This window comes from Nitrospiria bacterium (assembly GCA_035498035.1).
GTDB lineage: Bacteria > Nitrospirota > Nitrospiria > JACQBZ01 > JACQBZ01 > JACQBZ01.
Genome location: DATKAN010000027.1, coordinates 29,319 through 42,110, shown reverse-complemented (window position 1 = coordinate 42,110; position 12,792 = coordinate 29,319). Strand labels below are relative to the sequence as shown.

At 61.2% G+C, this 12,792-nt stretch carries 11 protein-coding genes; 1 reads left to right on the top strand and 10 read right to left on the bottom strand.

The features are described 5' to 3' along the window. The first annotated feature begins 91 nt into the window (after window positions 1-91). A complete protein-coding gene (locus VMN77_06475; protein ID HTN43425.1) occupies window positions 92-1,042 on the top strand; it encodes a diacylglycerol kinase family protein in 951 nt (316 codons plus the stop codon). 31 nt (window positions 1,043-1,073) lie between these two features. Here VMN77_06475 and VMN77_06470 read toward each other — a convergent pair whose 3' ends face one another. The 10 genes from VMN77_06470 to VMN77_06425 all read right to left on the bottom strand — a co-directional run bounded on the left by VMN77_06470 (window position 1,074) and on the right by VMN77_06425 (window position 12,737). Next, window positions 1,074-2,183 carry a glycosyltransferase family 4 protein gene (locus tag VMN77_06470; GenBank protein ID HTN43424.1) on the bottom strand — a complete coding sequence of 370 codons (1,110 nt, stop codon included), beginning with the start codon at window positions 2,181-2,183 and terminating at the stop codon, window positions 1,074-1,076. Window positions 2,184-2,217: 34 nt separating this feature from the next. Further along, window positions 2,218-3,594: a polysaccharide deacetylase family protein gene (locus VMN77_06465; protein ID HTN43423.1), complete on the bottom strand. Its 1,377-nt coding sequence runs from the start codon at window positions 3,592-3,594 to the stop codon at window positions 2,218-2,220. Then, window positions 3,591-4,751: a glycosyltransferase family 4 protein gene (locus VMN77_06460; GenBank protein ID HTN43422.1), complete on the bottom strand. Its 1,161-nt coding sequence runs from the start codon at window positions 4,749-4,751 to the stop codon at window positions 3,591-3,593. The genes VMN77_06465 and VMN77_06460 overlap by 4 nt, the downstream gene beginning before the upstream one ends. Next, entirely contained in the window at window positions 4,738-5,478 is a 741-nt protein-coding gene (locus tag VMN77_06455; GenBank protein HTN43421.1) for a polysaccharide deacetylase family protein, read from the bottom strand. Before VMN77_06455 ends, VMN77_06460 begins: the two co-directional genes overlap by 14 nt. Next, complete coding sequence (locus VMN77_06450) at window positions 5,475-6,587, bottom strand: glycosyltransferase family 4 protein (protein HTN43420.1); 1,113 nt, start codon at window positions 6,585-6,587, stop codon at window positions 5,475-5,477. Before VMN77_06450 ends, VMN77_06455 begins: the two co-directional genes overlap by 4 nt. After that, on the bottom strand, window positions 6,587-7,432 hold the full coding sequence (locus VMN77_06445) for an FkbM family methyltransferase (protein ID HTN43419.1): 846 nt from the start codon (window positions 7,430-7,432) through the stop codon (window positions 6,587-6,589). Before VMN77_06445 ends, VMN77_06450 begins: the two co-directional genes overlap by 1 nt. Beyond that, the gene (locus VMN77_06440; protein HTN43418.1) at window positions 7,429-8,574 is read right to left on the bottom strand and encodes a GNAT family N-acetyltransferase; all 1,146 of its coding nucleotides are present in this window, start codon (window positions 8,572-8,574) and stop codon (window positions 7,429-7,431) included. The genes VMN77_06445 and VMN77_06440 overlap by 4 nt, the downstream gene beginning before the upstream one ends. 129 nt (window positions 8,575-8,703) lie before the next feature. Next, window positions 8,704-10,512 carry an asparagine synthase (glutamine-hydrolyzing) gene (asnB, locus tag VMN77_06435; GenBank protein ID HTN43417.1) on the bottom strand — a complete coding sequence of 603 codons (1,809 nt, stop codon included), beginning with the start codon at window positions 10,510-10,512 and terminating at the stop codon, window positions 8,704-8,706. A gap of 21 nt (window positions 10,513-10,533) precedes the next feature. Continuing rightward, the gene (locus tag VMN77_06430) at window positions 10,534-11,646 is read right to left on the bottom strand and encodes a glycosyltransferase (GenBank protein HTN43416.1); all 1,113 of its coding nucleotides are present in this window, start codon (window positions 11,644-11,646) and stop codon (window positions 10,534-10,536) included. Window positions 11,647-11,702: 56 nt separating this feature from the next. Continuing rightward, a complete protein-coding gene (locus VMN77_06425; GenBank protein HTN43415.1) occupies window positions 11,703-12,737 on the bottom strand; it encodes a glycosyltransferase family 9 protein in 1,035 nt (344 codons plus the stop codon). Window positions 12,738-12,792 lie beyond the last annotated feature (55 nt).

Genomic DNA, 12,792 nt, shown 5'->3' with positions numbered 1-12,792 from the left:
TAGCAAGCCGGAGAGACCGGGGCGGCCCGCTTCTCAAACCCGTTTTCTTGTGCTAAGATGGCCGCTCGTTGATATGGAGCGAGCCTCTACGATGATGGCAAAAAAGCCGACACTGATTTTGAACCCGGTTGCCGGTCCGGTATGGAGGCGAAGGAAGTCGCGGCAGCTGATCGACCATCTGAAGACACTCTTTCCCGATCTCACCGTCCACCCGACCGGCCGCGCCGGCGACGGTGAACGTCTGGCGAGAATGTTGTCCTCCGGCGCGCACGATCTGATCCTGGCCGCCGGCGGGGACGGAACCTATCACGAGGTAATCAACGGGATGCGGGGCTCCGCCGTTCCGCTCGGAATCCTCCCGATGGGAACCGGGAACAGCCTCATTCGTGAAGTGGGACTGCCGACAAACCCGATCAAGGCCGCCACGGCGATCCGTAACGGCGTGGTCCGTCCGATTTATTTGGGACAGATCGGCCCGGCGAGCAACGCGAGCGGGAGGGGGAGGCTCCATCCGGCTTCGCCAAACCAGCGCCTTTTCATTCTCATGGTCGGCGCGGGATTCGACGCGAGCATCGTCCGGAGCGTTCCGCCCGGCCCGAAGAAACTGGGCATGTTGGCCTACATGGCGGCCGGAATCATCCAATTGTTCCGCTACGACTATTCCACCGTCACGTTCCGCGTCGATGGGCGTGAGGTGAAGGGCACGTCGGGAATCACCGCCAAGGCCCGTTGTTACGGCGGTCCCTTTGCCATCGTGCCCCATGTCCGACTGGACCGGCCGGAGCTGGTCCTCTGCCTTTTTAAAGGACGGGGTCCCCTGACCTATATGAAATACACGCTGGGCGTGATCGCGGGACTGCACCATCGGATGAAGGACGTGGAATTCCACCACGGAAGGTCGGTCGAAATCGAAAGTCCGGTCCCGCTTCAGGCCGACGGCGAGGCCGTCGGCACCGCCCCGGCCCGGTTGACGATCGTTCCCGAAACCCTCAACCTCGTTTTTCCCGGAACGCCTCCCGCCTCATATCGATCATCCTCATGATCGCGTCCGCCGGCCGATCAACCCCCCACAGTCAGGATCCCTCGATCAGCTTCAAATAAAGCGCCTCCGTCCGGTCCACCATCGTCCGGACCGAAAACTCGGCCTCCATCCATCGACGCCCTTCAAGCCCCATCTTGGACCGGCGGGCCGGGTCTCTCAACAGAGCCAGGATCGCCTCGGCCAGCGCTTGGGGATCCCTCGGCGGAACCAACTCGCCTGTCCGATCCGGAATCACCAACTCCCGATTCCCCTTCACGTCCGAACCGATCACCGGCACCCGCATCGCCAGCGCCTCGCGCAGCGAACCCGGGAGCCCCTCCGCCACCGTGGTGCAGTTGACGCAGACGGCCATGGTCGCGTAGAAGGCCTCCACATCTTTTCTGAAACCGGTGAAGGTGACATTCTTGGAAATTCCCAGGCGGTCGATCCGTCGGGCCAGGCCGTCGTAGTCTTCCGGGCTTTTCCTTCCGATGCAAAAGAAATGAACGTCCGGCATCCGCTTTAATACAAGCGGCGCCGCTTCCAGGAGCACTTCGTATCCTTTATAGGGACGAAGATCGGCCACTTGCCCGACCACCGGCGCATCCGGCGAAAGACCGAATTCCCTCCGGATGTCCGCCCCCGAAACGTCCGGATGAAATCGTTCGAGATCCACGGCACTGTAGATCGTGACCACTTTTTTCGGAGAAATCCCCGAGTCGATCAGACCTTCCGCGACCCCTTTCGAGACCGCGATGAGTGCGGCCACGGCCCAATCCCATTTCCATTTCAAAAAGAGATGCCGCCGAAGCGGGAACGAAACCCGTCGCGTCGCCACCACGGGCGGCCCGGACCCTATCGCGGCCAGTACCGCAAGGGTATGGGGCAGCGGTTTGTGCGTGTTGATGATCTCGATCCGCAGCTCTTTGATCCATCGCCTTAGCCCCCGGACGGCTTTTAAGTCCCACTGGCCGCGCATCCGCAGCGGGATGGTCCTCAGGCCGGCCGCCCGGGCCTTTTCCATCAGATGGCTGTCGGCCTCGCAAACGACGGTCACCTCGTGGCCCCGCTCGGCCAGCCCCCGGCTCAGGAGATAGACCTGATGGTGGCTTCCGCTCCAGCCGGTACCGGAATTGATCTGTAGGATTCGCAAGGTTTTCATGACGGCTTTGAGACGATTCGGCGGTTCGGGCGCCTTACATTTCGGAACGTTCCGAGGCCACGGACCGCAACGATTTCCGGCCCTCTCCGGGCAGGCGGAAGATATAATAATCCCGCAGGCGAACGATATGGAAGGGGTCGTCCCCGGGACGGTTCGCGGGACGGCGTACCAATCGTCCCCAGAAATTGGCCTCGTATCCCGTCTCTTTCGAAAGTTGCACGGCCCGTTCGCATCCGTTCCACCAGGGGTAGCAAAAATGCCGGACCCGGTGCCCGGGCAGTTTTTCCTCGATCCGGCGCTTTGATCCTTGGAGTTCCTCGATCATGGCCCGATCGGTCTCGGCCGAATCCGCAAAGCGCCCGAGGTCGATGTTTGAATTCCGGTAATCCTGGACGATCTTTAAAAGCGTTTGGGTGGAGCCCTTCTTTGAAAAAAATTCCGATTCGCCCCGTTCGGCCACAAATTGAACGCACATCTCCCGAAGTTTCTCATCGTCAAAATACCGGTGACGCCCGGAAAAAATCGATTGGCTCTCGTAAATCGGCATCCCGATCCGTCCCTGTCGATCCCAGCGATCCTGCCCGCTTTCGCGATACACGGGGAAGTTCAGCTTCGGATGATTCCCGCTTCTTTTTGGACGATGGAAATCCACAATCTTGGGGGATATGAACACCCGAGGATGATTCAGGCTGTGTGACTGGATATCCACGACGCCGCTCAGCTGCATTTCCCGGAGTTCCGCCCACGTGCAAAATCGGCGCCGATCGGATTTCACAGACCCGGCCGTTTCATCGCCGATCAGGGCCGGGGCGATAAAGGCGACGGCTTTAAACCCGTATTGTTTGAGCAAGGGGTAGGCCACCGTTTTAAGGCTCCCCCACCCGTCGTCAAACGAGAGCACCACCGAGCGGTCCGGAACCGGCGCCTCACGGTTGAGAACGGCCAGCAATTCATCGGCCGTCAGGGTCCGGTATCCGTTCCTGTGGAGATACCGGAGGCGGGATTCGAAGGGTTCCGGTTCGACCGAGTGAAACGTGAAGACCGGAACCTGACCCTTGAGCGTACGGATCCATCCATCGAATACAAAGCGGGGATATCCCCAATGCAGGACCGCCGTCAGGGCCGGGGTCTGGTTCTTAAAGGCTCGCCACATCTTCCGAAGGGATGCGTCGGTCGTCAGCTCGCTCATGTTCCTCACAATATCAGAACGTTCGGACCGGGTCAAGGAACGAATCCCTTCCCGAGGGGACGTAAATTCCGAATGAGGAATCTCCTTTACCCCCGATTGAAATTCCTCCTCCCCCATCATCTCGATCCGGCTTGGATAACCCTTCCATCGGATTTCCTCCGGCATCCCCGGCTCGCGGCGGTCCGTACCGCCGCTTCTCGTAGGGGGCAAGGTCCTTGTCATCGACCTCGGCCAGAAACATCTCCTTGTCGCTTCCCGATCACCGTTCGATAAAACTCCACGGTTCGTTCCAAGCGCGCCGCCTCGGTAAATTCGGCCTCGATCCGCTTGCGGGCCGCCTCACCCATCGCCTGCATTCTCGGACGATCGGACAACAGTGCGGCCAGACAGTCCGCGAGCCTTTCCGGATCCCCGTCCGCCACCAGATACCCCGTCACCCCTTCCACAATCGTCTCCGGCAAGGCCCCCACCGGGAAACCGACGACCGGCCGTCCGACCGCCATCGCCTCGAGCGCCGCGCGGCAGGAACCGTCGTTCCCCACGGCCAAAAGGACCGCGACATCCATGGCGGCATAGATCTGGGGCAGGTCTCGGTCGCGATAGCCGGTGAAGATCACGCAGCGTTCGAGGCCCTTATCCCGGACGCTTCGTTCAAGCGCCGGCTGATGCTCCCCCCGCCCCACCAGGAGCAGACGGATCGTCGGAAAATGCTTTTGAAGCCGGGCCAAGGCTTCGATCAGGATCTCATGCCGCCGGTGCGCCTGGAACCGGGCCACCATGCCCACGACCGGGGTCGTCATCTTGATTCCAAATTCCGCGCGGCCCAGGCGCGCCTCCACGTCGGAATGAAACCGTGCCGTGTCCACGGCGCCGTGAATGACCGCGACCGGCTTCGGATCGATCCGATAATCCCGCATCAGTTGTCCCCGATCTTTCTCGCACAGCGTTACGAAACCGTCGGTCAGGGATTCGTAGAGCCAGGACCGGAAGGGCCGGCGTTTGATCGTCCGGGCGTTATGGATCGTCCGTAGGACGCGAGCCGTCCCTCCGGCCCAACGGGCCGCCAGGGCTCCGATCCAGTGATCCGCCGAAAGGTGAAGATGAAGGATGTCCGGTCGTTCCCGTTTTATAATCCCTTTTAAGCGATGGATGTCCAAGGCGTTCAGAATGGGATGTTTTCGCGCCAGCCATAAGTCGCCTTCCGGGGTCACACCCCGTTGAAGCGCCGGATCGGCCAGCAACCTTCGTGAATTGGGGGTGCAATAAAGACGGACATCGTGCCCCTGGTTTTTCAAATCGCGGCAGAGCGTAACCACCCCCTCGGCCGCTCCGGTCCATTTGTAGCTGGCCAAGAGATGGATGATTTTAAGCTTCGCCATTCTGAAATGTTCCTCGTCTTGCACGCCGAAACCGCCACAGAAACCGCAGGGCGTAAACCTCCCCGTGGATGTTTTCCCGCCGGATGGCGTAAAGCCCCTGCTCGGGGTAATGGGTGGTGAACCCGGTCTCGTACCCCGCCTTCCGGACAAGCCCGGCATGTTCGGGCGCGAAGGCTCCGTAGGGATAGGCAAAGGTGCCGATGGGCATTGAAAGCGTTTCTTCAAGCCGCCGCTTGGATTCCCTGATTTCCCGGTCGGCCTCCTCCCGCGATAAAGTGGGAAGGCGGGAATGGGTCATGGAATGGGCGCCGATGGACCAGCCCGCCTGCGCCAGTTCGCGGATCTCCCCGATCGTCAGCAACTCGTCATCGGGATGATCCGGGTTGCGATCCCATACGGCCCGGCCGCCAAGTTGCCCGGAGACGATGAAGACCGTGGCGGTCATTCCCAGAGAACGCAACACCGGAAACGCCTCCCGGTAACAACTCCGGGATCCGTCATCAAACGTGATCAGGATGGATTTCGAATCGGCCTCCTTCTCTCCCCGGTAATGGGCCGCCAGCGCCCCGGGCGTGATGCACCGCCAGCCCCGCCGGGAGAGATAATTCATCTGCCAGGAGAATCGATCCGGAGAGACCCAGGATCGCGGATTGCGGACCCCCCTCGGGGCCACGCCGATCTTGTGATAGAGTAGAACCGGTATGCGTCGGACGAGGCGGGACTTCACGTCGTCCTCCCGGACGGGATCAATTCCGAGTAGACTTCCAGCGTCCGCTCGGCCACGGAGTCCCAACTGTAGCGCTCCGCCGTCACCCGGGCCGCGCGACCGATCCGCGCGCGCCGCTCCCCGTCCATTAATCCGCCCAGGGCCGCGGCCATGCCGTCCAGGTCCTCGGTATGCTTCAGGATGAGACCGTCCCGACCGTGCGTGATCAGCTCGCTCACCCCGCACTGGGCCGTGACGATGACGGGCAGTCCGGAGGCCATCGCCTCCAAGGGCACGTTTCCGAACGTGTCATAATAGGACGGAAAAATCAACGCATCCATCCCGCTGTGCAATTCCTCGATCCGGTCCGTGAACGGCAAAAAAATCAACCGTTCTTCGATCCCCTGGTCCCGGGCGCGGTCCCGGAATAGTCCCGGCCTGTCGCCGCCGGCCACGACGAGCTTCAGGCCGTTCAAAGGACGCTGCTTCACCATCGAAAGGACGTTCAACAGTCCGCGGTTGACATAATTGCCAGAGGCGATGAACAGGACCGCAAAATCTTCCTTCGAAAGGCCGAGGGCGGTCCGGACCCGGTCGCGGTGAACGGCCCCGAGGTTCGGGTGGAAACGGGCCGCGTCGACCCCGTTGGGGATGGTCACGATCCTCCCGGATGCGATTCCGTAGTAACGCTGAAGGTCCTTCTTGACCATCCCGGATAGGGCAATGATTCGTTTGAGCCTTGGATTCGACAATTGGCGGGACTCCATCCAAAGATGAGGGTCCCACCGAGAGAGGGAAAGACCCCGGGCCACCCGGTTGGCCTTGCGGCAGATGCGGACGGTTACCACATCCTGTTCGATGGTGTTCCCATGCCCGTGGACGATATCGAAGGGTTCGGCATGAATCCTGCGACGGCATCCCCAATCGAAGGTCAAGGTCCGGGCCCATGATCCCAGGGGCAGCGTCGGAACATGCCGCAGAACGGGCCTCGGGGGATACGAATCCGGCCTCCGGTTGCAAAAAATATGGACCTCGTGACCGCGGGCCGTCAGTCGAACCGCCACCTCATGGACCGAACGGCTCGATCCGTTCCGGAAGTTAAAATGCTTGGTGAGCATGGCGATCTTCATCAGCCCCCGACCGGACGCCTATTCACGAAATAGACATGGCCCCGGTATTCCAGTACCTCCCGGAAACCCCGATCCGGAAGAAATTTCCGGACGCGTTCGAGGATCTCCGGGCCGTGGTATTCCATCACGATTCTTCGGGTCATGCCGAGCGCCCGCTCCCCTCCCGCCAGCACGGCTTCCTCGTGGCCCTCCACGTCGATCTTCATCAAGTCGATTCGTGTGACGGAATGCTTCTCGACCATGCCGTCCAGCGTGACCATCTCCACCTCCACCCGCGAGTTACCCGTCTCCGCGGGCGACTCCTCCACGCTACCCAGGCCCGTTCGTTCGGCACGTCGCAACCAAACCCGGCCCTGTTTTGAACCCACCGCGTAAGGCAACAGATGAACATTCTTCGCGCGATTGGCCCCGACATTTTCCACCAACTTCGAATAGGCTTCGGGGTTCGGTTCAAAGGCGTAGATCGTTCCCCCGGCCAGCGACGCCGCTGCCTGAAGCGTGTAAAATCCGATGTTGGCGCCGACGTCGAATACCACCGCGTATCCCGTCGGGCGAAAGTCCGGAAGCCGTTGATAGACCCGGCTCACAAAGATCTCCTTGTAGGTGATCAACTCCCCGAGGTTCGGAGCAAAATGAATTTCGAGACCCTTGAGCCGGATTGTCCATTCGGATGCCGGAGGGGTTTGAAGGCCGCCTTTTCGCAGGACATGGATCAGGGAATAGCCGACCAGCTTGGCCTTATTCCGGATTCCGTCGGCATGCCAGAAGTACACCAGGGCATTCCGAACCCATCTCCGGGGTCGGAGCAGACGACGGATGTATTTGACGGCCCGATCGGAACTCATATGCGCGGCCCCCTTACGGCCGAAGGGACCGCTTCCGACCGGTCGCGGCCCCCGCCCCGGGCGCCGGCCCAGCGGCCGATATTCTTTTGAAGGCGAGAGGCCACTCCGTGGCCGAGGAACTTAAGATAGCCGCCCATCGACCGGGCGATGACGACGCGAAAGAAGCTTCGCTCTTTCACCTTCCACTTCATCTTATAAGCGGCGCGACCCCGCATGAAATCGAATTGACGAAGACCGCGACCGATTCCATCCTCGATGCATTTGGCCATCAGAACCATGCCGACGCTGAATTTGGCCCAGGCCGGATCGAAGCCGGAATGATAGTAGAAAAGCGTTCCGCCGTATTCAAACGAAAGCAGGCCGGCGATCATCCGGCCGTCCTTCTCCAGCGTACTGAGATTGAGCCACCCCTGCGCGGCGAAGCGCTGTGCGATGCTTTTGTGGAAGCCCCGCGAGACCGTCTCGTCCGCGGCCAGGACCCGTCCGCGCATCGTCAGCCGACGGATCATCAGATCGAAGAAATCGTCCATTTTTCGATCCAGGTCCTCTCCCGGTTTATCGTAGCGATGGAACACAACGCCGTGTTGCTTTTCCAAGGTGCGGCTCCTGCGGCCGATGTTATACCGCTCGTTGCTCCCCAGGCCGGAAAGATACTCCTCCCACCGCGACGGAAGTTCGGCGATGTAGCAATGCCCCCGCTCTTTCACCTGGAAATACGATCCGGTCGAGCGGCCCCGGTCCCGAAGGGTCGCCAAGCGGTCGGGCGGGACCTGTTCCAGCCAAACCAGGTCGGCGTCGCCCGAGGCGAGAACGGAAAGAACCAGATCGCCGTACCCCTTTTCGCCGGCTTCGGGTCCGACGAGAAAATCCAGATAATCGGATTGTCCCGCCCCGATCTGCCGTAGCGTCGACATCCCCCACGGGCCGTCGCAGCGGTAGAGCGGAGCGAGTCCCGAAAGGCGCCCGCCCCGTCGGAATGCAACGACGTGGAGTTTTCCGGAGCCGAAGAAGTCCCACCAGCTCGACGCCCATTCCCAGCTCATGAACGGCGTGGGATGGACCGCGGCGCGGTGCAGATCGATCCATCCGGGTGCCAGATCCCGGAACGGTTTATCCTCTTCGATCAACTCAAACTCAACCAATCTCTCCCCTTCCGAAATATTCAGGATTTGTTGGAACCGTCGGATTCGCAAATCCCCCCAGCGAGCACGGCGAGCGTGAGGGGGAGGCTCCATTCCACCTTAGGTGGATGGAGGGGGCGACGCAAGCCCCTATAACAGATACGCATCGGCCCAGATCTGAAAACACAGGATGTACCACAAGCGGTCATGGCGGATGCGTCCCGCCTTCCACCGATCTAAAAGCCCTCGGACGAGTCCGGTGTCGATCAGATCGGTTCCCCTCAGCCGTTCCTCGGACAGGTAATGATCGAACAAGGCCTCGAGCTTCCCGCGGTATTCCGGATCATCCAGCGGGATGCTGAAACCGTGTTTGGGCCGCCGCAGAAGCGGCTCGGGGATATAGCGGTACAGGATCTTTTTCAGGAGATATTTCGCCACACCGTTCCGAAATTTGTACTCGACCGGCATCTGGGTCACGTACTCGACCAAGCGATGGTCAAGAAAAGGCTCCCGGCCTTCCAACGCGACGCCCATCGTGGCCCGGTCCACTTTGACCAAAATATCGTCCGGCAAATAGCCGATGAAATCACAGTACATCAACCCGCTCGGAACGTCCCAGCCGTCCCGGAAATCCACCTCCCGGAGGAGGGCGAGCGCCCGGCGAAGACGGGAAGGATAAAAGGCGGTTACCCGCTCGGCTTGGAATTTCTTTTCGAACGGCCCCAGTACGATCCGTTTCGAGCGGACGCCGGATAGCCAGCGGATCAGGGGATGCGTCCAGGCCGGAAAGGCCTGACGATAGAAACGGTAGCCCTGAAAGAGTTCGTCCCCGCCGTCGGCCGACAAGGCCACCTTCACGTGGCGTCGGGCCACGGTCGCGACCAGAGACGTCGGCAGGGCCGAGCTGTCCCCGAAGGGTTCGTCATAGAGAAGGGGCACCTTTTCCAGGATCCCGGCCACTTCCTTCGGCTCGAAATAATGCTCGACATGGTCGGTTCCGAGATGAGCGGCGATTTTTCCGGCCCACGGGGCCTCGTCATAGCTCTTTTTTCCGTAAAAGCCTATCGTAAAGGTCTTGAGTCGCTGTCCCGACTGGGCCTGAAGCAGGGCCGCCACGGCCGAGCTGTCGATTCCACCGCTCAGGAATATACCGACCGGTACATCCGAAACCAGGCGAAGTTTGAAGGATTCGATCAGCTCCTTCTCCAGCTCATCCTCGATCTCTTTCTCCGTTTTCCGATTCCAGCGGCGACGCCCCTCCTCCGAAAATCCCCGGACATAGCTCTCCCGGACGTTCCAGTAGGCCGTTTCCCGAATCGCGCCGGTCCGGTCCGCCGTCAGGAAATGGCCGGGCCGGACCTTCCGGACATTCCGGAAAATCGCGTGCGGCGCCGGGATATAACCGTACTGGAAATAGAGTTGGGCGGCGCGACGGTCGAGGTCTTTCGAGAAACCGGGATGTTTGTGAAACGCCTTCAGCTCGGACCCAAAAATCAGGAGGCCGTCCTTATAATACCAGTACAGCGGTTTGACGCCGACCCGGTCGCGGCACAGGAGCAACGACTCCGTCCGGCCGTCCCAGAGCGCAAAGGCCCACATGCCCCTGAACCGCTGAAGACAATCCGTCCCCCAGCGATCATAGGCTTTGAGAATCACCTCGGTGTCGGAGCCGGAATCGAAGACGTATCCCGCCCGCTCGAGGTCCGCCCGAATCTCGGAATAGTTGTACACCTCGCCGTTATAGACGAGAACCGTCTCGCGGAAGCGCATGGGCTGGTGGCCCGAGGCCGAAAGATCGATGATGGACAAGCGGCGGTGCCCGAACGCCAACCCTCGATCCGGATCGGTCCAGTGACCGGCATCATCGGGTCCGCCGTGAGTCAAGGTATCCCTCATGCGGATGACGGTCTCGGCCATTTCGTATTGACCTTTATAATGATGATCCCAATATCCGGCCATCCGGCACATCGAAATTTCCTTCTAGCCTTTGATCCCCTTCGAATCCAGGACCTTTCGGTAGACCGCCTCCGTCGCCGCGACCATCGCTTCGGCCGAAAACGTTTGAAGCATCCGGGTCCGGCCGGCCCGACCGAGCCGCTTTCGCTCTTCCGGCCGGTTGATCAGCATGATCAAGGCCTCCGCCAGCGCCGCCGGATCGCGCGGGGGCACGAGACGTCCGTTCAGGCCGTCCTCGACCATTTCCGGGATCCCGCCCACCCGAGTCGCGACGACCGGCCGGGCCATCGCCATCGCGTCCAACAGAGACGTGCCCAGTCCTTCCAGATGGGAGGATAATACGACGATATCCATCGCCGCCAACAGCCTCGGCACATCGTTACGAAAACCGGTTAACACGACGTGCCTTTCCAGCCCGAGGTCCTTGATCTGAAGTTCGATCGCCGGGCGAAGTTCCCCCTCACCGACCAGGAGGAAGCGCACGTCGGGCACCGCGGCGGCGACGCGGACGGCGGCCTCGATCAAATAACGGTGACCCTTGTGATCCGCGAAATGGGCCACGCATCCGATCACGGGAGACCCCTCCGGGATTCCGAGTTCCCGGCGGGCCTCCCCGGGCGGATAGTCGGGATCGAACGGCCGAGGGTCGATTCCGCTGCGGACCACCTCGATGCGGTTCGGATCCAGGCCGTCGGCCAACAGGACGTTTCGGACGCCTTCCGAAATCGCCAGGATTCGATCCACCCCCCATTGGTATTTCATTTTCCGGAGGGGATTGGACCGCACCGAGAAATCCACCCGCCGGGAGATAATGCGGGCCGGTACCCCGGCCAGGCGCGCGGCCCACCCCCCCAAGGTACAGGCGTGCGAGGTATGCATGTGGATCACCTGGATCCTCTCCCGTTTCAATATTTCCGAAAGCGTCCAAACGGCCGGCAGACTCCATTCGGAAGGCATCGCGACCGCCTCGGTCCTTAATCCCTTCCCGGCCGCCCGTGAAAGCAGCGGGCTGTCGGGCTGACCCGCCACGATGCAGTAATGGCCCCGCTGCGCCAGCCCCAGGGCCAAATGGAGAAGCTGGGCTTCCCCGCCCCGCCAGGTGCGCTCGGTATCAAGATGAAGGATGCGTAATGTCATTAATTTTGGAGGGGCGCCGCCGGCCGAGCCCGGTTTGGGTCGGGCAAGCCCTGCCCCTACGGTTCCAATCGTTTCTTTGCCGCTTCGAGAACGGCCTCGACCGGGATCGCGCTCATCCAATGATCCCCGATCTCCTTCTTCTCCCAGTGAGTGGCGGGGGGGATCGGCGATCGGACGACCGCATGGTCCCTGCCGTAGGGCCCGTTGCGATCCGGATCCGACGGCCCGAACAGGGAGACGGTCGGAACCCCCAGGGCCGCGGCGATGTGAAGCGGTCCCGTGTCCCCGGTGACGAGCAACCGGCAACGCTTGATCAGGGCCGTCAGCTGTTTTAAATCCGTCTCCGGGGCGATCACGGCCTTCTCGCCCATCGAGCGGGCGATGCGTTCGGCCAAGGGCCGCTCGTCCGGCCCCCACAAAATCAGAATTCGAATCCCGTGCTCCTTTACCAAGCGGTCCGCGACCCGTGCGTAGCGCTCCGGCATCCATCGTTTGCTGGGCCAGCTGGCTCCGGGATTGATCGCGACGACCCCATCGTGTTCGACTCCGGGTCGATCGAACCCCTCCGCCGTCCAGAACCGCCCGATCCGGTCTTCATCCTGCGGGCCCCATCCCAACGGAAACCGGACCACCCATTGGGTCTCCTGAATACCGAGGGGTTCGAGCAGGCAGAGATATTTCTCAACCGCATGCCGATGCCGTGGATCGGGCTGGACCCGGCGATTCGTGAAGAGAAAATTACCCTCCCGGAATTTTTGGAATCCGATCCGGAGGGCCGCCCCGCTGCCGTAGGCGATCACGCCGCTTTTGAACAAATTGTGGGGATCGAGTGCCGTATCAAATTTTTTTTCCCGGAGCGATCGAAGCCACCGCCTGAAATAGACAAGACCCGACACCCCGCGAAGCTTTTTCCGTTCCAACGGAATCAACTCGCTCAAAGCCGGATTCCCCTTCAGAACCGGTGCGGCGGCCCCCTCCACGGCCCATCCGATATGGGCCTTAGGGAAACTATTCCGCAACGTCTCAAGCACCGGAAGGGTATGAATCACATCGCCGACCGCGCCTAATTTAATGATAAGGATTCTTTCCATCGCCGTGGGGGCGGACCCCCGTGTCCGCCCTCATATCCCCGAAAGAACTGGGCAG